Source organism: Gluconacetobacter dulcium, from assembly GCF_014174165.1.
Lineage (GTDB): Bacteria > Pseudomonadota > Alphaproteobacteria > Acetobacterales > Acetobacteraceae > Gluconacetobacter > Gluconacetobacter dulcium.
Genome location: NZ_JABEQN010000014.1, coordinates 19,646 through 36,942, shown reverse-complemented (window position 1 = coordinate 36,942; position 17,297 = coordinate 19,646). Strand labels below are relative to the sequence as shown.

The following is a 17,297-nucleotide window of genomic DNA, read 5'->3' as shown; positions in this document are numbered from 1 at the left end:
TCCCTATCTGTTCCTTACTCTATCCAAGAGTCAACGCCGCATCGCACGTGCAGGTGGCGCCCCAGGCGGAGAGGCCGGGATCGACATCGTGGCGGCGACATCGTGATTCCATTGCAGGACAGGGAGTTACGTCCGCAGCGCTGAGAGCACCCCCCTCTCGACGGCTTGAACGCGGCGCAAAGCCAGGCCGTCATGCACGGCGCCAGAGCCGGGATCCGCCGTCCGCCCGAGTCCCCGACCACCAGGGGCAGGTCAGGATGGCGCAACTTCGCGAAAAATAATGTGTTCCTTGCCTTCGCTCCATGCGTTCCTCCCATTGCCGCATGTATGGAGATACCGATGCCCGACGATCTTCCCGCGGTTCGGACGCAAACCCTGGCCCGTATCATCGGGCCCTATCTCGTCGTTCTCGCTGTCGCGTTGTTCGCCCGCCTGGGCACATTGCCCATGCTGCTGCCGGTCTTCATGCAGAACGGCCCACTGGTGCTGGCCACCGGCGCGTTCACCCTGATGGCGGGCCTCGCCATCGTCGCACTCCATCTTCGGTGGGAGAGCCCGAGTGCGATTGCAATTTCTCTGATCGGCATTGTCATCACGCTCAAGGGTGCTGCACTCATGGTTGTGCCGAGCCTCGGCGCCGCCATGACGGCCGCGATCGTGGAAACGCCCCCGCTGTTGCTGATCGCCGCCGCGATCGTACTGCTGTTAGGCCTTTGGCTGAGCTTCGTCGGCTGGACTTCGCGGGCATAGCCATCGCGTGCGAGACGAGGGAAGAGAAAGCGATCCGTGTGCAATCTGTTTTCGATGACCACCAACCAGCAGGCGATCCGCGACCTCGCAAAGGTCATGGTCGACCGCACCGGCAATCTCCCGCCGTTACCTGGCATCTATCCCAACATGATGGCGCCGATCGTTCGCAATTCGGTGGACGGGCGCGAACTGATGATGGCGCGCTGGGGGATGCCGACGCCGCCCCGCTATCTCGCCGGTAAGACGGTCGATCGGGGCGTGACCAACATCCGCAATCCGCAGTCGCCGCATTGGCGGCCGTGGCTCGATGTCGCGCATCGCTGCGTCGTGCCCTTTACCAGCTTCGCCGAGCCCGAACCGCAGCCGGACGGTTCCCGGCCGCCGGCCTGGTTCGCGTTCGGTGAGACGCGTCCGCTCGCTTTCTTTGCCGGCATCTGGTGCCGGTGGACGTCCGTGCGCAAGGCGAAGGACGGAGAGACGACGGACGACCTGTTCGGCTTTCTTACGACAAAGCCGAACCACGAAGTCGGAGCCATTCATCCCGAGGCCATGCCGGTGGTCCTGGCCACCGGGGAGGAGATCGACCGCTGGATGACGGCGCCGATCGACGATGCGCTGCTCTTGCAGAACCCGTTGCCTGACGGCACGCTGACCATTGTTGCCAGGGCGACCCCGGAAGACCCATCACGGCAATAGCCCCCTCTCGCTATCGTCCCCGGAACGGATGGAGCAGCAGGCGCCGGTATCCTCCTTCTGTCAGCACGCGCGCGAAACGCACCAGCCGTTTCATGCGGAAATGCAGATCGTGCGAGAGCCAGTCCCGTGAGGAAACCTTCTGACCGAAAAGGACGAACGCGATCTCATGCTGCGTCGCCCCGGCGTCCAACCCATCGAGCGTACGGAGCGCCAGGATCAGCCGAGTGACCCGATCTGGCGACAAGGTCGCGGGATCGGGTCCGGAGCGCCGGCCCATCAACGCGCGCCAGAGCCGCAACGCGGCCTGGACGCGCACCTCGAACAGGGCGTCGAGCGGCAGGACGACAGAGAGGGCTTCGATCTCCGACGTCACCAGATGCAGGCGCAGAACGACGCCGGGGCGCTCAAGCAGGAGTTCACCAACCTGGCCCGCCGGCAATCCGATAAAAACGGAGGTGAACGGCGGGTGATCCGGGTCAGCCAGACCGGTCGGCGCTTCCATCAACGCAATCACGCCCGGCAGCACCGCAGCACTCCACAAGGCAGTACGCGGGTTCAGCGCAGTGCGGACACTTTCGAAATCGCAACCCCCAGCGCCGGGCGAACGCCTCGGCATCCGGCTGCATCAGGGCACCTCGGCGCAACGCGCGCTGAAGCGTCGCCCGCTCGCGCATGAAATCACGATTGCGACTGACAAACTGCAAGGCAAAGGCAGGGGCGTCGAGCGACCGCAGGCCCTCGTACGCGCCCGCCGACCGCCAGGTGGCGCGGCTCATGGCGTCGTCTCCGATGCGTAACGGGTGGGAACTGGGCAAGCACTTGCTCGCGAGAGTATGCCAGACCATCCCGCTGCCCGCTACGCCCCGGCAATGCAACAGGTCTTGCGGATTACGCAACGATTCAGGGTATCAGTGGGGGGCGCCGCCACGCAGCAGATGCTGGTAGCCATGCTTGGTCATCCAGTGCGCCCGAGCCAGATGGCTGTGCCAGCAGCGGTGGACACCATCGGGATCGGCCGCCGGGTCGCGGTGGAGCACGATCCGGGCGACCTCGCGCCAGTCCGCACCGTCGGCCTCGGCGTCCAGCAGACGCAGATAGGTGATGAGGTGCTGTTCGTCGTAGCCGGTGAGACAGGACGCTTCCGGAGCGCTGTCGGCAACGGGCAGGTCGAGCGGGGGCTTCTGCATGATGGGGCCGATCAGGTCGGAGAACGAACGCGACGCACCCTAGCCTGCCGCGTTTCATTACCGGAAGTCTCGTTAAGAAACATGACGCCGCGCCCTTGTCCGGACTCGATAAACAGGATGCCCGCCGCCTCAAGCGCGCGACGGACCTGGTCGGTCGTGCCCTCATGGACGCCGAGACCGCGTTCGGATTCGAGGCGCTTGAGCGCGGTCAGTGCTACGAGGGCTTTTTCAGCGAGCATCTCCTGTGTCCAGTTCAGGAGTGCCCGTGCCGCCCTTACCTGTCGGCCAGTGATCATCCATGATCACATCCGACACGCGGGGCATGCACACCAGAAATACGACTATAATAGTCGCGTTAGAGAGATTCAACAACGTTCTTTCAGGATGATGGCCAAGCGGAATCGGCGTCTGGATGTCCGAAGGTACGGGCGACCATACGAAAAGCCCCCCGCTCTATGCGGGGGGTGTCTCATCGTAGCGGTCCGCCGCGAATTGCGCGCATGCCCGCTTCAGTTCGCGCTCGATCTGTGCCCGCTCGCGGCGGCTGAGTGCGTAGCTGGTGAGTTCGGCGCGCAGCATCTGGATGTGGTCGTGTAGCGTGGTCATCGTCCTGCTCCTTTCGTTTCTCGAAGACAGGACGGACGGCTCATGCACGCGGGAGCCGGGTCAGGGATCGCCGCAGGCGACCGCGCCAGCGGCGCGCGGGGGAGCCGATTTTGTCTGGTGTGCCCGTAGGGTGCGCCGGGCAAAATTGGGGGGACCGCGCGTCCTTGAGGCAGTTCACGCCGGGCATGGTACAATGGGAAGACTGAGGGAAGCTCTGTTCCCCCTACCCACCCGAAGACAGGCGAATCGGATCGCGGACGATAAGCCACGCCCACCCTTCCGTTCCGGCCGCCACCACGAAGGCCCCGCCCGGACCGGCCGGGCGGGGATCGCAGGAGCCTTCAGTCGCCGTTGCGGCGACCGTTGGGGCGGGACCAGATCAGGCTGTAGGTCTCGCCGTCCTCGTCGTTGAAGAGATTGGCGAAGATCGGGGCGTTGAAGCTCGGATCATCCAGCTTGAGGCCCAGATAGCTGCGTCCCTCGTTGGACTGCTTGGACCAGGCCGCCCCGATCTCGGCCCTGTTGACGAACACCCTGTGGCTGGGGGCGTTCTCGCTCTGGCGTCCGGTGTCGGGAACGATACGGACATTGCGGACCTGAACCGAGAGGGTGACGATTTCGCCGACATATTCGTTGCCGGTCTTCCTGAAGGTGCCGATGGTGGCCATGATACTGCTCCGTGATCTCTGTTATCGAGCCCGCACCATTGCGGCCTCGATGGCGATCGGACAGACGGAGGCGAGCGGCGGCGCATCCCGCAGGGACCGAAGCGCAGCGGAGGACGGCGGGACGGAATTTTCTTGTTTCGCGAGGAATGACGGCGCAGCCGTCAGGGGAAGAAAATTATGGCCCGCTGTTGCGCCACAGCCGATCGAGGCGAAGCCGCCCTCCGGCTAGATCAGCCATTTTCAGAGGCCGTATGCGTGCGCGGCCCGACAGAGCGCACATCACGGAGGACATGATGCCCCCTCGACGTGCAGGATCCGGCAGGGAAAAAGCCAGGCATCGTCACCTGGCCGTTCCGGCCGTGACCATGACCCGTTCTCGTGGGCGCGTGCCCTGCGGGCACACCGCGTTGGCCACTGTTTTCGTCAACGCGCGCAGAACAGGAAAACGGTCCTGAGCCGGCAGCCCCGCAAGAGGGACCATCAGGGACGGATGCACGATGCGCCAGGCTTTATCGCCACACCCCGCCTTTCTCATGACGAAAGGACGCGCATCTCCACGAAGTGCCTGATCCAGGCCTGCCTCCGGTTGCCGCGCAGGCCGTCAGACCCGCGCGATGCTTCCGCCGGCCGGTTCGGGCGGGGCCATGCCGGTAAAGCGGACGAACGCGGTGATGCCGACCGCGATGGCGCCGATCACCGAAAAGAAGAGCTGCCAGACGGCGGACGGCATCATCATCTGGGCGAGGCCGTGGGTGGCGCTATAACCGGCAATGATGGCGGGCACGGTGTAGAGCAGGACGATCAGCCCTCGCAGCCAGAGCCATGGTGCGCAGGCGAGTGCGATCTGGCCGACCATGAAAGTTGCAATGCCCGCCATGACGCCGACGATCAGGGCGCCGATCACGCCGGCACCGGTATGAAGTGCCCAGAGCCCGGCATACAGACCGCCGGCAAACGGCAAGGCGAAGACCGCGAGCGTGAACATGAGCCAGCAGAAAAAACCGATGCCGGCGACGATCAGGAACGGTGCGAAGATCACCATGGTGGCGGCTCCCGTGAAGATGACATGATCTGACGGTCGCGCCTGCCACCACCACCACGGCGCGGTCGCATCATAGCGAAAACGATATGTCGACGGAACGAGAATCATACTGGCGTCCGGCATGCAGACGTGCATCGTTATCTCCTCGCACGGAGAAAACGTCATGGCGGAAATCACGGGACGCGAACTGCATCTGGTCAAGAAGGCGCTCGCCATTGCAGTGCTGGCGATCGAGCGGCAACCGGGGCCATTTCAGTCCTATTCGGACATGCAGGACATGAAGGGCCTGCTCGATCTTCTGGTGCCCGGCGATACTGAACTGGCCTTTTATGCCCGTTCAGCGCGGATCGCGGTCACGGGCGATCCGGACTGAAGACGGCGCTTATGCGCCGCCTCCGAACCGCAGGACTGGGATACCGAGGCGCTTCGCTTTGTCGGCCAGATTCTCCTGAATGCCCGTGCCGGGGAAGACGATGACGCCGATCGGCAGGGTATCGAGCATGGCATCGTTGCGACGGAAGGGCGCTGCCTTGGCATGCTTCGTCCAGTCCGGCTTGAAGGCGATCTGCACGATCTCGCGGTGGTCGGCCCAGCGAGACGCGACGAACTCCGCGCCCCTGGGCGAGCCGCCGTGCAGCAGCACCATGTCGGGATGCTTGGCACGGACCTTGTCCAGCCGGTCCCAAATCAGGATATGGTCGTCGAAATCCAGGCCGCCAGTGACGACCACCTTGGGACCGGGCGGCACCAGCAATTCGCCCTCAGCCTTACGACGGGCGTTGAGGAAGTCGCGGCTATCGATCATGGAGGCCGTCATGGTGCGGCGTGAGACCAGCGAGCCGGTCTTCGGCCGCCATGCGCTCAGGGTCAGGCGTTCGAATTGCTCCTGCGCCTCGTCGCGAAAGATTTCATAGGCGTTGCGACGCTCAATCAGGGTCAGTCCTTCGCCGATCAACCGCTCCAGTTCCACCGAGCGGATCTCGCTGCCATCCTGTTCCTGCTGGCTGCGTTTCTGCGCCTGCTCGTTACGGTCAAGCTCGCGTTCGACCTGGCCAACCATGCGGTGGAAGATGTTCACGGTGGACCAGAGCAGCGCCTCGAGATCGGGTTCCAGCCGCGTGTCGGTCAGGGTCGCGGCGATGGCGTCGAAGATGTCGGCGACCGCGCCCCCGATGCTATGCGCTTCGGGTAGCGGCCTGGGGTCCGGCTCGGCCTCGAAGGGACGGTAGCCATACATCTGGAGTTCGGCCAGCACATGGGCGGTGGATGAAGCAGCGTGCGGCGGTTCAAAATCATCGGTGCGGGTCATGATGCGGTCCTCCCAGGTCTCCGGCCGCGCCCTTCGCGGCCTTTCCGGGGGCGGGTAGCGGCAGACCAGGGACGGGCCGGAACCGCGCGCTCGCGCGCGGCCGCAGCACAGCGAAGGATGGTAGGGGCCGGCTATTTTGCTTCGCGATGTAAAGCGCCCCAAAGGGGCGCGACGGAAAATAGCCGGCTCCCGCCATTGAAGGCCCGGCCCGGCTGACGCCCGCTTCCCTCCAGAAAGGCCGGGGCGCGGGCCTGCCGGACGGGAGGCAGGACAGGACCGCCGACAGAAGACGGAAACCGCCCGCCCTTCTTTCCGGCCCGCTCAGGTGGCGGCGGCCTCCAGAAACCGTGCCACGTCCGACGGCACGAGTTGCGGATGCAGGATCGCCCGCAGCGCGCCGCGTCCAAGGGCACGGAGATCATCGTTGAAATCGCCCAGCCGTGGCGACAGGCCGATCAGTTCGATCCCGGCGTCATCCGCGCGGGCGTGCAGCGTCGCCAGCGCCTGATCCCCGGCCGGGTCGTCATCGCGCAGAACGTAGAGCCGGCGCAGCAGCGGTGGAAAGATCAGGGACGCGAGATGTGCTGAGGACAGGCAGGCGGCCAGCGGCAGATCGGGCAGAACCTGCCGCAGCGACAGCACCGTCTCGATGCCTTCCCCGGCAGCGAGCACGTCGGATGCCACCCCGAAACGCACGGCGTGGCCGAGCAGCCCGCCCAGGGCACGACGCGGATGATCGACCGGGGCTTTGCCACGACCCTCTGCCGCCAGCCAGGTGCGATGCACACCGGTCAGGGTGCCATCGAGGTCGGTGACGGCGGCGATCATCGCTGGCCAGGTCTCGGTCGAAGTGTGCTCGTCCGGGCGATAATAGCAGCGCGGATGGAAGCGCAGGGCTTCGGTTCCGTGCAAAAGCGTAATGTCGCGTCTACGGAGATACGCTTCTACGGATGTACCCGCGATCGGCCCGGACATGGTCCAGAGCCGACGTGCAGCTTCCGAGGAACTGACAGCGCCACGCTCACGGGCAGGCCGATCCCGCGACAGAAGCACCGGATCAGGACGCGGCAGGCTGAGGAAGGCACGCGCCTCGTCGGCCACGTCGCGGAAATCCACCAGGCCGAGGCTCTCGCGGATCAGGTCGAGCAGGTCGCCATGCTCGCCCGACTGTGCGTCGGTCCATTTTCCTGCCCTGCCGTTGGCGGTGTCGTGCAGCCGGACAAACAGCGACCGGCCGGGGGTGTTGCGCACGTCGCCGACCAGCCAGTAATTGCCGTGACGGCGACCGGCGGACAGATACCGCCGGCACACCGCCTCCGCGTTCTCCGCCAGACGACGCGCGAGATCGCCCGCGTCATGCAAGGTCATCGCCGTACCCTCCTGTGTCGGGATTGCCTCCGTCCAGGGCAATCGCCAGCCAGCGATCGGTGGTCATCCATGAAATCGTCCTGCGCCGGCCAAGGTCAAGCAGATGCGCGCCACCGCTGAAGGCGCCAATCCGGGGACGGGACGCCGTATTGGCCCACTGGAACCCCCATCGACCCCGCAGCCGGAAGGCCCGTGCGCAGCGCAGCACGAATTCCACCACCTGCTGCGGATCGCCGGTCGTCTCATCGTGCATCCAGAGCTTCGTGCCGCCATATTCAGGCACGATCGACAGGACAAAACCGTCAGAGGGCGGATCTTCCGCCGCCAGTTCGTCCATGAATTCATTGTAGAGGTCGAGCGCCTTGGCGGCATTGTCCACCGTGCCCACATCGAGCACACAGGAAAAATGCGTGAAGAAATCGGCCATCGGAAGAACTCCCGAAACGAAAAAGCCCGGCGCAGTGGCCGGGCTCGTAAAGACGCATTGGCAGAAAGACAGAAAATCGGCTTTCAGGAAGCACGCTCCATCAGCCTGCGGGCCTTCTCCTCCAGATCGAGCCGCGTATCCTGGTTGGCCCTGGTGCGGGCCAGCGCCGTGATCCCCTGCACGAAATCAAACACGCTCTCGGGCTTGCGCCCTTCCTCATGCAGCACGGTTTCGATGATCTTCGCGGTTTCCGGCTTCGAGAACCCGCGACGACGCAGGAAACTTTCCCGATCCTCGTCATTCTTCGCCACCAGCGCCCGGCGTGACGCCTGGATGCCGGAGACAAACGAGGCCGGGCTGGCCGTGGCGAAATTCCGCAGGGCTGGTGTCGCCTGATGCACGAAACGCGAGGCGGCGAACTTGCTATGCCGGATCGTGATCTGTTCGAAATTTTCCACGCCCCACAACATGCGGTTCTGGCATACTCCGCGCAGGTAGAAGGAGGCGATGCCGAGGCTCTTGCTGCCGACTTCCGAATTCCAGGCGTAGAAACCCCGAAAATAGAGATCGGGGTCGCCATTGGGCAGGCGGCCAGCCTCGATCGGGTGCGTATCGTCCACGAGGAACAGGAACACATCGCGATCCGATGCGTAGAGCGTCGTGGTTTCCTTGGTGATGTCCACATAGGGATTATGGGTCATGGTGGCCCAGTCGATCACACCCGGCACCTTCCAATTGGTATCGCCCGTGCCATCGCCGGCGATCTTGCGCACCGCGCCGACCAGTTCGTGGTCCCAGATGCGGCCATAATCCGGACCGGTCACGGCGCGCAGTTCCACACGCCCGTCCTCGGTCTCCAGCGTCTTGACCAGTTCGGCGCGGTGCGACAGCAGCCCGTGCTGCAGGTTGATCGCCGCCAACGGGGCAGGAAGATTACGCAGATAGGAAGACGGGGCACCAACCAGGCTGCACATCTGGCCGAACGACCAGTGCGTGGGTGCAATCGGGTCATTCTGCCCCGGCACGGTCAGGGTCAGGCGCTCGGCATTGTCTCGGGACGCCTCGACGCGAATGGCACGGCTTTCCACCGTGCGGGCCGTGGCCCGATCCGCCCGCGCCAGGGTCGCGGCATGTAGGTCGGACAGCGAGAGATACCGCTCGTCATCGGGCCGCGAGAACCATTCGGACGATACGCGGGCGCTACGCTCTCCGCGCGACGGATCGATCCGGAAGCCGCCGGACGCCGCACCACGGGACGCAGGGGGCAGGATGGTGGTCGTGGTCATGGAAAACTCTCCTCTGATGCCGGTTATTCGGCACCAAAGGCAAAGCCGACCTCTTCCTCCTATGACTACTTCCCACGCGGGATCCCATCCATCCCCAGAAACACCCAGCCCCTCATCCCGGAACACGGCGTCCCCGTCACCTCCCGGAAATCACGACCGCAATGGGGGGTTAACGGAAGGTTGGCTTTCGGTCAAAACAAATGGAAAGCCGTCATTTGTACGGTAGAGTTCGTTATGGTAAGCCGCTAATCTGACCAACACGGACGGTACGCGCGTCGTCTTTGCCGGCAATGAGCCGTAGAAAAAACAGCCGGTTCCGTGGCTGAACTCAGCGTTAAGTCGCATAACGGAAATGAGGAGATTCATGGCAGTCAGGGTTTATCACGGTCAGGAATCAGACGCGCACCAAACCCCCGCGGAAGGTTTCCTGCTTGGCTGGAGCGCGGTCCTCGTTCTGTTCCTCTGCCTTATCGGCATCTGCTTTTTGCCCCGTCGAACAGCGACCGTGCTGCGACGCTTCGCCCTTCTGTGGGCGGCGACACTCCTTTGTTTTTTCGGCGGCGTCCATCGCGGCGCCAGCTTTTATAACCGTGAGGGGCCGATTCTCTCGGAGATCTCGGCGATGCTGCTTCTCTACTTCACCGGCCTTCTCGCTCTTGCCCTGCCACGCGAGGAAAATTCCTGGCGCCTTCTCCAGGCGGGTTATCTCTTGACTCTCATCGCAGACGTCGGCCTGGCGAAGAAAAAGAGGCTACCGTCATTCTTTGCCCGTCTGAGACCGCCGCAAATGTCTGCCGCCTTGTTGGTTATCAGCCTGCTGGCCGCGACGAAATCCGGTGCGTACCCGCAGTCTTCCACTTAGCGGCGGCATCTGATGGCAGTCTTACCTCCGGGCAAGGACCCAGGGCGCAAGTCACGGCTGTAAGGAAATGCATTTGACCGGTTTCTCCCACTTGCGCGAACAGCTCCGCGACACTTCAGCAAGATGGGCTTCGCGCTCCGTCGCGGACCGTCTTGCAATCATTCGGAAATTCAGACGTCTGCTGGCGCGCCGCAGCGAGTTGATCGCCAGCAAGATTCAGTTCAGGCCACTCGCGGATACGATGGCCGCAGAGATTTTGCCTCTGCTTGATGCGGCGCGGTTTCTTGAGCGCGAAGCTCATGCATTGCTGCGTCCACGCCGCGTCGGCTGCAAAGGGCGTCCGTTGCTGCTCGCTGGAACGCGGGCCGTCATACAACGGCGACCGCTCGGCGCCGTGCTCATTCTTGCCCCGTCGAACTATCCGCTTTTCCTGACAGGCTGCCAGATGTTGCAGGCGATCACCGCCGGAAACGCCGTCGCGGTAAAACCTGCACCCGGACAGACCGGCTGCGTCGCCGCCTTGAGCGAACTGCTGTCGTCTGCCGGAGTTCCGCCCGGTTTGATCAGGATACTGGAAGATACAGACTCCGCCGGCGAAGCTGCGGTGCGGGCCGGGTTCGACCATATCATTCTCACAGGTGCGGCCTCGACCGGGCGCAGGGTGGCCCGGCTCGCAGCGGAGACCCTTACGCCCTTGACGCTCGAATTGTCGGGCAACGACGCGGTCTTCGTAATGCCCGGCGCCGATCTTGAGCATGTTGCGCGATCTCTGGCGTTCGGGATGCGTCTCAATGGCGGGGCCACCTGCATCGCACCGCATCGCGTGTTCATCGCCGAGACCATGGCGCAGGAAATGGAAGCACGTCTGCTGCGCCATCTGGCGAAGCTGCGCGTACCCAAGCCAAACCCGCCAGTCTCCGCCATTCTTGCCAACCTGACGGTCGAAGCTGTGGCCGACGGAGCATCTGCGCGCGACATCGGCGGCGTCACCTTTCTGACCAACGCAAATCCGCACATGGCGCTGTTGCGCGCGGATGTTTTCGCGCCCTGGCTCGCGTTGATCCCGTCGCGATCCATGGCCGAGGCCGTCCGCTCCGATCTCGCCTGCCCCTATGCCCTCGGTGCGTCCCTGTTCGGACCGGAAGCAGCCTGCCGTAAGCTTGCGTCGGATTTACGCGCCGGTTCGATCGTCATCAACGATCTCATCGCTCCCACCGCCGATCCGCGGCTCCCGTTCGGAGGGACCGGCGAAAGTGGATACGGCTCCACCCGGGGCGCGGAAGGTTTGCTTACCCTGACCAGGCCGGTGACGATCAGCGTGCGACGCGGTCCATGGCCGCGCTTGCACTTGCGCTCGCCCGGATCCGGAGATGGCCGCAGGCTGGCAGGCGTTGCCCGATGGCTGAATTTTTTCTAAAAAATTATTTGTCGTCAATACGCGCATAGCGCGAGCCCGCTTCATCACCTGAGCCGAAGGGGAACTGTAACGGTGCCCCCCTCCGCAGGGATACGGAGCGCCGCATCGGCAAACGAGGGCGGTCCCATTCGCATCGGCGGATTGCGCGCAAAGCCGATGGGTTCGGTCGGAATCCCGAAGAAGCTTCTATCCAGCTTGCCATTTCCGTTACGATCCTCGAACGCTGCGACAGCGTATGTACCGGCGGGAACATTCGCTATGATCGCGGTTACCTCACCCCGGGCCGCTGGAACAAGCGCGTGCAGGGCGCACTGGGTTCCGGGGAATTCCGCCTCTGTGCAGATTCCGATCCGAACCAATCCAACGGAGTCCGGAATGTTCGTCACAGTGACCGTCATATCCCCGGCTTGCGCCATCGCAGGCGAGAGAGCTAAACCCGCCGCGAGCGCCAGAGAGAGTGAGCGTAACGCGTTCCGGTTGATGGCGGCCTGAAGATTCATGATGTCTGACGCTTTCCTGAAGAATAGAGGCGACCCCGCCACTCAACCGGACGTCCCATGAGTTTGTGAAACAGGGCGCGCCATTGCAGCAGCAGCAATAGGGCAACGCCGAGCGGCGACGTCGCGACCGAAAGCATATCCTGTCGGAACCGAATGGCGAGCAGCGCGCGCAGTCCGAACGCGCAGGCCAGGGCGGAGACCGAGGCCCGATCCACGCGGCGGCCAAGCTGAATCAACGGAAAAACATGCCCCCCAGCAAGCAGGAACGTCCAGACCGGCAGTGCCTTCGGGGTGGCCATGCCTTCCGTCGCGTTGCGTGACAGGCCGGCCCAGACCGCGCGATTGCTTCGATACATCCGGCAGACGGCAAGGTCGGTGACGTCGATGACGGCCGTGCGCAGGCCTGCGCGACGAAAAGCGCGCGCGAGCGACAGCGCGTCGTGGAGCCGCGCGCGAACCGCCGCGTGACCGCCAACCATGCGCCATGCCGACCGCCGGACGAGAATGAGCTGTCCGCACGCCGCCGCAAAGGCCGGCCGGTCGCCCTTATCCAGAATCACCGGGAGATAGCCGAACAGCACGAGATGGATCAGCGGAATCAGCAACCGTTCAAGAACGCCGCATACGATCTGTCGTGGCACGCCGCTCGCGAGATCGACGGCAGGATTGTCATTCATCCAGGTGGCAAACCGATTGAGGCTGTCCGGGAAAACCCTGACATCGGCATCGAGGAACAGCATCAGTTCATGCGACGCCGCCTGACCGAGACACGAGCAGGCATGAGGCTTTCCGTGCCAGCCGGACGGCAGATCCGGCGCTGGGATGACCCGCAGCCGGTCGTCGTGAATGCCGTTCAGGACGGCGCGGGTCCCGTCCGTCGAGTGGTCGTCCAGCACGATAAGTTCGAGATCGATGTCACGTGAGGCGAGAATAGCGGTCACCGCGGCGGCGATGGTCGCCTCCTCGTCACGCGCCGGGATCAGCACCGAGATCGAAGGCCGCCCGCGCCACCGGCGGGGCCTGCGCACCATAAGGAGATTACTCGCAGCGATCGCCAGAGGCAGCGCAGCGAGCACGAGACCAAGCCGGGAGGCGGTCGAGCCAGGGCGCTGCCACCAGGCGAGAGGGGGGGGGCTCATGGACGACGAGGCTCCATCATGTGGCGGCGATCGAAACGCTCGCCCCTGACGAGCGCGCGAAGCCGCCGTCCCAGATCATAAAGACCACCGACACCTGCCGTTCCCCGCAGCAGCATGGAAAAATGCGCCGGGTCCCGGCTTTTCGCCTCGCAGGCGAGTTCGTCCATCGCCTGGGTCAGCGCGACCTCGATCCGCGCATTGAGCTCTTTCGGTCTTTCAGACGCCCTGACGAAGACAGGCTCGCCAAAGCGAGCCAGCGCCTCCGGGCGGCTCTCGTTCCAGAAAACATATTCCAGCGCGAGCGGCAGAACGACCGGGTTTTCCGTCAGGCAGGCGAGGTGCGCAACGCCGGGCCGCAGCGCCACCGGTCGTTGGCGCGCGTCGGAAAAGCGTCCTTGCGCCGCAATCCAGAGCATCGAGCGGGGATCGGCGAGGATCGCTTTGCCGGTGCGTAGGAAGCGCCCGATCGAACGCGGGTCGCGCGCATCGACGCCGAACAGCCCCGCACGCTCCAACAGGGGATAGCGGGCGAGAGACGCCGCATCCATCGGGCCGAATCCCCGCCGATAGGCCGGGAACAGGCTGCCCAGAAGAAAATACATCGCGGGATCCCACCATGAGGGATGATTGGCGCAGACGATCACCGGGCGCCCGGCGCAAGCCTCCATTGGAATGCCGCCAGAAAGGCGCACGGCATCGAACTGACGCCGGAGCGCCCTGATCATCGCCAGGGTCGTCAGACGCACTATCAGTGAGGAACGCGACGGGACATCCCCGGCGCGCTTCAGGCGCGGACGACTCCGCATCGGGCACCCCCCGATGCTCGCGCCGCGCTCCCATCACCGAGATCGCGATCGAGGCAGTCAGCGGCGATCCAGCCCGACATAAGGACCATCGGCATTCCCGGCCCCGGATGGGCGGCTCCTCCAGCGAGATAAAGTCCGGCCAACTCGCGCGAGCGGTTCGCCGGCTTGAACGCGCCAGTGAACGCGCCGTGACTCGCCAACCCGTAGATCGCGCCGCGCAGAACACGGTAGCGGTCGTGAATGTCCTGTGGTGTGAGATGCGCCTCGGTCACGATGCGGTCCTCGATATCCGGCATACCGCCGCAGCGCTTGAGCTTTTCAAGGATCGTCCTGCGATAGGCGGGAAACATTTTCTCCCAGTCCTGACCACGGCGGATGAAAGGCGTGTGGGCCAGCACATAAAGCGCTTCCCCACCGGGAGGCGCAACTGAAGGGTCGGTTCGCGCCGGGGCCGCGAGATAGCAGGTGGGATCGGCGGCCGGAATTCCGGCCCGGTAGATATCCTCGAACTCCTGCTCCGGATCGTGCGAGAACAGGAAATCATGATGCAGGAGATGTTCGTATCCGCGATCAAGCCCGAGATAGAGCACCACGCCCGAGCAAGCCGGTCGCTTGCGCTTCCATCGCCGCGCGAACGCTGCCGCCGGTTCTCCGCCGACGAGTTCACGCATCGTCCGCACGCTGTCCATGTTCGACACAACGGCCGAGACCTTGATCTGTTCGCCACACGCGGTCTCGACTGCCCGGACGCGCCCGTCGCGTTCAACGATACGTGTGACGTCGACGCCAGCCTGCAGCCGCACGCCCAATTCGCCCGCAAGACGGATCAGTGCATCCGGGACCGCGCGGGTGCCTCCCATCGGATACCAGACCCCGCCTTGGGCCTGCATGTGGGCGATCGAGCACAGAACGGCAGGCGAAAGCGCTGGCGACGATCCCACATATTGGGTCATGTGATCGAGCATTTGGCTAGCCCGCGGATCGGCGACCCGGCGGCGTATTTCACGCGCGACGTTCGATCCCATCCGCAGGCTCAGGACCTGACGTAGCGTCGACAGGTCCATGTTCGCGCGCAAGTCGACCGTGTCGCGCAGTCCGCCGACCGACTTCCAGAAGAAAAAATTTTCCGAGACCTCGTGCAGACCGCGGCTCATTTCGATCAGCCGGCGGTATCCGTCGCCGTCGCCGGGCGAAAGTGCCTCCAGTCTAGCGGCCATCGCTTCGATATTCTCTTCAAGGTCGAGCACGAGCCCGTCCTCGAAGAAACAGCGCCATTGCGGGTCGAGGCGCCGCAGATCGAGCCGCTCATCCATATCCACCCCGGCCTCGTCGAATACGCGGCGCAGCACCTCGGGCACAGTCAGGATTGTCGGCCCCATATCGAAGCGGAACCCGTCCTGTTCCAGCACGGCCGCCTTGCCGCCGAACCAGCCGTTCTTCTCGAACAAGGTGACCGGCCAGCCGCGCGCCGCCAGCGTGCAGGCACTCGCCAGCCCCGCGAGACCGCCGCCGATCACGGCCACGGGCAGAGTTGCGCTCATATCGGTTCTCCGTGCTGAAAGGCGCCCGCTGGCGCGACAAAAGAGTTTGAGGCGCGGGGCGCTTTAGCCAGCCCCAGATCGTCCGCCAGAAGGGCGCAGGACACGCGCGCGCCGGAAAAAATCACCGGCAGACCGCTGCCCGGATGCGTGCCGCCGCCCACGAGATAGACCCGCTCAAGATCCTCGAAACGGTTGTGGGGACGAAGGTAGAGCATCTGGTCCAGCGAATGGGCGAGATTGAAGACCGCGCCCCGATGGACGTCCATTTCGTCTTCCCAGTCCTGGGGTGTCACGATTTTTTCAAACCGGATGCGATGCTCCAGATCTGGAAATCCCGCATCACGCAGTCTCGCGAGGACAAGTGCCCGCGCCCGTGCCCGCGTCTCTTCCGACCAATCCAGACCGTCTTCGCGCAAATGACCGACGGGCATCAGCACATACAGCGTGGAAAACCCCGCCGGCGCCAGGCCCGGATCGGTGACACAGGCGTTCTGCACGTAAAGCGACGGATCTTGAGGGAGCGTCAGGCCCGCCTCGACCTCGGCGAAATTCTTCTGGTATTCACGGGAGAGAAATATGGAATGGTGACCAATCGTGTCCAGCCGCCCCTCGATTCCGAGATAGAGCATAAAGGTGGAACAGGAATAGCGCTTGCCGGTGATCTTCCGGTCCGTCCAGCGGCGGCGTAGTCTATCGGGAACAAGGCGCGTCATCGCCCGACCGAAATCCGCGTTCACCACGACGGCGTCTGCGGGATGGACGCCATTCGCTGTGACGACGCCGACGGCCCGCCGTCCGGAAAATGCGATTTGGCTGACGGCCTCGCCCATGCGGAAACGGACGCCGAACCGTTCCGCCGCGCGCCGCATGGCGGCCATCACGGCCCGCGTGCCGCCAATCGGATGATGGACGCCGAATTCATGCTCCATGAAGCCGAGAATCGTGAACAGACTCGGACAGCGGTACGGTGACATGCCGAGATATTTACTTTGAAACGAGAAGGCGAGCCGCGTCCGGGGGTCATTGAAATAGCGCGCCAGATCGGCGTCCACCGAACGATGCGGACGCAGGAGCGGCAGGGCCTTGAGCATATCGAGCCGGGCAACATCCGCGAGCGAATTGAATGGCCTTTGCAGGATCGGCGCAAACGCTTCCAGCTTACGCCGGTTTTCTGTCAGAAAGGGACGGACGCCCACCGCGTCCGTGGCACTTATTTTGGCTATTTCCGCTTCGAGATCATCGACGCGAGACGAGACCGACAATTTCGGACCATCTTCGAAGATCAGGTCATAATGGTGATCAAGCCGTGCAAGTGAGACTTCGCGATCGAGATCGAGGCCGCATTCGGCGAAGAGGCTCCGCAACATCTCGGGATAGAGAAAAAAAGTCGGGCCGATATCAAAGCTGAAAATCCCGTCCTGCGTCGTGCCCCTGAAGGCACCGGATCGGCCCCCCTCCTCGTTCCGGCTTTCAAAAACCGTCACTTCGGCGCCACGATGACCGAGCAGCATCGCGGCCGCCAGTCCGCCGGGACCCGAGCCTATAATGGCGACCCGGCAGTCTTCCGCATCTGACATACACCCGCTCCCAATAGCATGCGACGGCGTCTTCGGATGCACGAAGACGCCGTGGTTAAAGGGATTACGGAGGAGGCAAGCATTTGGATGAGGGGCAGATTACTTTTTATGAGATT

21 protein-coding genes are annotated in these 17,297 nt (G+C 63.9%); 5 read left to right on the top strand and 16 right to left on the bottom strand.

Annotated features, from left to right (window positions below; translation table 11 throughout):
• Window positions 1-339 precede the first annotated feature (339 nt).
• Together HLH25_RS11955 and HLH25_RS11950 are read left to right on the top strand one after the other, a co-directional pair.
• Entirely contained in the window at window positions 340-750 is a 411-nt protein-coding gene (locus HLH25_RS11955) for a hypothetical protein (protein ID WP_012222345.1), read from the top strand.
• A gap of 36 nt (window positions 751-786) precedes the next feature.
• Window positions 787-1,446, top strand: a complete 660-nt coding sequence (locus HLH25_RS11950) for an SOS response-associated peptidase (RefSeq protein ID WP_012222344.1) — start codon at window positions 787-789, stop codon at window positions 1,444-1,446.
• A gap of 10 nt (window positions 1,447-1,456) precedes the next feature.
• Here the strand turns inward: HLH25_RS11950 and HLH25_RS11945 are convergent, their stop codons facing one another.
• The 7 genes from HLH25_RS11945 to HLH25_RS11920 all read right to left on the bottom strand — a co-directional run bounded on the left by HLH25_RS11945 (window position 1,457) and on the right by HLH25_RS11920 (window position 4,949).
• Entirely contained in the window at window positions 1,457-1,948 is a 492-nt protein-coding gene (locus HLH25_RS11945) for a DUF2285 domain-containing protein (protein WP_246402131.1), read from the bottom strand.
• Window positions 1,923-2,222, bottom strand: coding sequence for a transcriptional regulator domain-containing protein (locus HLH25_RS20025; RefSeq protein ID WP_246402129.1), 300 nt, complete (start codon window positions 2,220-2,222; stop codon window positions 1,923-1,925). Before HLH25_RS20025 ends, HLH25_RS11945 begins: the two co-directional genes overlap by 26 nt.
• Before the next feature lie 132 nt (window positions 2,223-2,354).
• Entirely contained in the window at window positions 2,355-2,633 is a 279-nt protein-coding gene (locus HLH25_RS11940; protein ID WP_182974277.1) for a DNA -binding domain-containing protein, read from the bottom strand.
• A gap of 11 nt (window positions 2,634-2,644) precedes the next feature.
• Window positions 2,645-2,872, bottom strand: coding sequence for an XRE family transcriptional regulator (locus tag HLH25_RS11935; RefSeq protein ID WP_456305504.1), 228 nt, complete (start codon window positions 2,870-2,872; stop codon window positions 2,645-2,647).
• A 214-nt stretch (window positions 2,873-3,086) separates the two neighbouring features.
• Window positions 3,087-3,239 carry a hypothetical protein gene (locus HLH25_RS11930; protein ID WP_182974275.1) on the bottom strand — a complete coding sequence of 51 codons (153 nt, stop codon included), beginning with the start codon at window positions 3,237-3,239 and terminating at the stop codon, window positions 3,087-3,089.
• Between the two features lie 341 nt (window positions 3,240-3,580).
• Entirely contained in the window at window positions 3,581-3,907 is a 327-nt protein-coding gene (locus HLH25_RS11925) for a DUF736 domain-containing protein (RefSeq protein WP_041249219.1), read from the bottom strand.
• A 601-nt stretch (window positions 3,908-4,508) separates the two neighbouring features.
• Window positions 4,509-4,949: a hypothetical protein gene (locus HLH25_RS11920; RefSeq protein WP_182974360.1), complete on the bottom strand. Its 441-nt coding sequence runs from the start codon at window positions 4,947-4,949 to the stop codon at window positions 4,509-4,511.
• A 163-nt stretch (window positions 4,950-5,112) separates the two neighbouring features.
• Here HLH25_RS11920 and HLH25_RS11915 point away from each other — a divergent pair, with 163 nt between their 5' ends.
• The gene (locus HLH25_RS11915) at window positions 5,113-5,322 is read left to right on the top strand and encodes a hypothetical protein (RefSeq protein ID WP_182974274.1); all 210 of its coding nucleotides are present in this window, start codon (window positions 5,113-5,115) and stop codon (window positions 5,320-5,322) included.
• A 9-nt stretch (window positions 5,323-5,331) separates the two neighbouring features.
• Here HLH25_RS11915 and HLH25_RS11910 read toward each other — a convergent pair whose 3' ends face one another.
• From HLH25_RS11910 to HLH25_RS11895, 4 genes are all read right to left on the bottom strand, one after another.
• On the bottom strand, window positions 5,332-6,258 hold the full coding sequence (locus HLH25_RS11910) for a DUF2493 domain-containing protein (protein ID WP_182974273.1): 927 nt from the start codon (window positions 6,256-6,258) through the stop codon (window positions 5,332-5,334).
• Between the two features lie 321 nt (window positions 6,259-6,579).
• Window positions 6,580-7,626, bottom strand: coding sequence for a DUF7146 domain-containing protein (locus HLH25_RS11905; protein ID WP_182974272.1), 1,047 nt, complete (start codon window positions 7,624-7,626; stop codon window positions 6,580-6,582).
• Complete coding sequence (locus tag HLH25_RS11900; protein ID WP_182974271.1) at window positions 7,613-8,053, bottom strand: hypothetical protein; 441 nt, start codon at window positions 8,051-8,053, stop codon at window positions 7,613-7,615. Before HLH25_RS11900 ends, HLH25_RS11905 begins: the two co-directional genes overlap by 14 nt.
• A gap of 83 nt (window positions 8,054-8,136) precedes the next feature.
• Window positions 8,137-9,339 carry a DUF932 domain-containing protein gene (locus HLH25_RS11895; protein WP_182974270.1) on the bottom strand — a complete coding sequence of 401 codons (1,203 nt, stop codon included), beginning with the start codon at window positions 9,337-9,339 and terminating at the stop codon, window positions 8,137-8,139.
• 364 nt (window positions 9,340-9,703) lie between these two features.
• Between HLH25_RS11895 and HLH25_RS11890 the strand changes: the two genes are divergently transcribed.
• Complete coding sequence (locus HLH25_RS11890) at window positions 9,704-10,201, top strand: DUF3429 family protein (RefSeq protein ID WP_182974269.1); 498 nt, start codon at window positions 9,704-9,706, stop codon at window positions 10,199-10,201.
• 73 nt (window positions 10,202-10,274) lie between these two features.
• Window positions 10,275-11,618, top strand: coding sequence for an aldehyde dehydrogenase family protein (locus HLH25_RS11885; RefSeq protein WP_246402127.1), 1,344 nt, complete (start codon window positions 10,275-10,277; stop codon window positions 11,616-11,618).
• Window positions 11,619-11,662: 44 nt separating this feature from the next.
• On the opposite strand, the gene HLH25_RS11880 is transcribed toward HLH25_RS11885, so the two are convergent.
• The 5 genes from HLH25_RS11880 to crtI all read right to left on the bottom strand — a co-directional run bounded on the left by HLH25_RS11880 (window position 11,663) and on the right by crtI (window position 17,181).
• A complete protein-coding gene (locus HLH25_RS11880) occupies window positions 11,663-12,118 on the bottom strand; it encodes a DUF2141 domain-containing protein (protein ID WP_182974267.1) in 456 nt (151 codons plus the stop codon).
• Window positions 12,115-13,149 carry a glycosyltransferase gene (locus HLH25_RS11875; RefSeq protein WP_246402125.1) on the bottom strand — a complete coding sequence of 345 codons (1,035 nt, stop codon included), beginning with the start codon at window positions 13,147-13,149 and terminating at the stop codon, window positions 12,115-12,117. The genes HLH25_RS11880 and HLH25_RS11875 overlap by 4 nt, the downstream gene beginning before the upstream one ends.
• A gap of 104 nt (window positions 13,150-13,253) precedes the next feature.
• Window positions 13,254-13,859, bottom strand: a complete 606-nt coding sequence (locus tag HLH25_RS11870) for a lysophospholipid acyltransferase family protein (RefSeq protein WP_246402123.1) — start codon at window positions 13,857-13,859, stop codon at window positions 13,254-13,256.
• Window positions 13,860-14,041: 182 nt separating this feature from the next.
• A complete protein-coding gene (locus HLH25_RS11865; RefSeq protein ID WP_182974264.1) occupies window positions 14,042-15,604 on the bottom strand; it encodes a phytoene desaturase family protein in 1,563 nt (520 codons plus the stop codon).
• Window positions 15,601-17,181, bottom strand: a complete 1,581-nt coding sequence (gene crtI / locus HLH25_RS11860; RefSeq protein ID WP_182974263.1) for a phytoene desaturase family protein — start codon at window positions 17,179-17,181, stop codon at window positions 15,601-15,603. The genes HLH25_RS11865 and crtI overlap by 4 nt, the downstream gene beginning before the upstream one ends.
• Window positions 17,182-17,297 lie beyond the last annotated feature (116 nt).

Bases quoted from the DNA above. Each gene is read 5' to 3' on its own strand.
- HLH25_RS11955 (WP_012222345.1), top strand. From the start codon at position 340: ATGCCCGACGATCTTCCCGCGGTTCGGACGCAAACCCTGGCCCGTATC.
- HLH25_RS11945 (WP_246402131.1), bottom strand. From the start codon at position 1,948: ATGGAAGCGCCGACCGGTCTGGCTGACCCGGATCACCCGCCGTTCACC.
- HLH25_RS20025 (WP_246402129.1), bottom strand. From the start codon at position 2,222: ATGAGCCGCGCCACCTGGCGGTCGGCGGGCGCGTACGAGGGCCTGCGG.
- HLH25_RS11940 (WP_182974277.1), bottom strand. From the start codon at position 2,633: ATGCAGAAGCCCCCGCTCGACCTGCCCGTTGCCGACAGCGCTCCGGAA.
- HLH25_RS11935 (WP_456305504.1), bottom strand. From the start codon at position 2,872: ATGCTCGCTGAAAAAGCCCTCGTAGCACTGACCGCGCTCAAGCGCCTC.
- HLH25_RS11930 (WP_182974275.1), bottom strand. From the start codon at position 3,239: ATGACCACGCTACACGACCACATCCAGATGCTGCGCGCCGAACTCACC.
- HLH25_RS11925 (WP_041249219.1), bottom strand. From the start codon at position 3,907: ATGGCCACCATCGGCACCTTCAGGAAGACCGGCAACGAATATGTCGGC.
- HLH25_RS11920 (WP_182974360.1), bottom strand. From the start codon at position 4,949: ATGGTGATCTTCGCACCGTTCCTGATCGTCGCCGGCATCGGTTTTTTC.
- HLH25_RS11915 (WP_182974274.1), top strand. From the start codon at position 5,113: ATGGCGGAAATCACGGGACGCGAACTGCATCTGGTCAAGAAGGCGCTC.
- HLH25_RS11910 (WP_182974273.1), bottom strand. From the start codon at position 6,258: ATGACCCGCACCGATGATTTTGAACCGCCGCACGCTGCTTCATCCACC.
- HLH25_RS11905 (WP_182974272.1), bottom strand. From the start codon at position 7,626: ATGACCTTGCATGACGCGGGCGATCTCGCGCGTCGTCTGGCGGAGAAC.
- HLH25_RS11900 (WP_182974271.1), bottom strand. From the start codon at position 8,053: ATGGCCGATTTCTTCACGCATTTTTCCTGTGTGCTCGATGTGGGCACG.
- HLH25_RS11895 (WP_182974270.1), bottom strand. From the start codon at position 9,339: ATGACCACGACCACCATCCTGCCCCCTGCGTCCCGTGGTGCGGCGTCC.
- HLH25_RS11890 (WP_182974269.1), top strand. From the start codon at position 9,704: ATGGCAGTCAGGGTTTATCACGGTCAGGAATCAGACGCGCACCAAACC.
- HLH25_RS11880 (WP_182974267.1), bottom strand. From the start codon at position 12,118: ATGAATCTTCAGGCCGCCATCAACCGGAACGCGTTACGCTCACTCTCT.
- HLH25_RS11875 (WP_246402125.1), bottom strand. From the start codon at position 13,149: ATGGTGCGCAGGCCCCGCCGGTGGCGCGGGCGGCCTTCGATCTCGGTG.
- HLH25_RS11870 (WP_246402123.1), bottom strand. From the start codon at position 13,859: ATGTATTTTCTTCTGGGCAGCCTGTTCCCGGCCTATCGGCGGGGATTC.
- HLH25_RS11865 (WP_182974264.1), bottom strand. From the start codon at position 15,604: ATGAGCGCAACTCTGCCCGTGGCCGTGATCGGCGGCGGTCTCGCGGGG.
- crtI (WP_182974263.1), bottom strand. From the start codon at position 17,181: ATGTCAGATGCGGAAGACTGCCGGGTCGCCATTATAGGCTCGGGTCCC.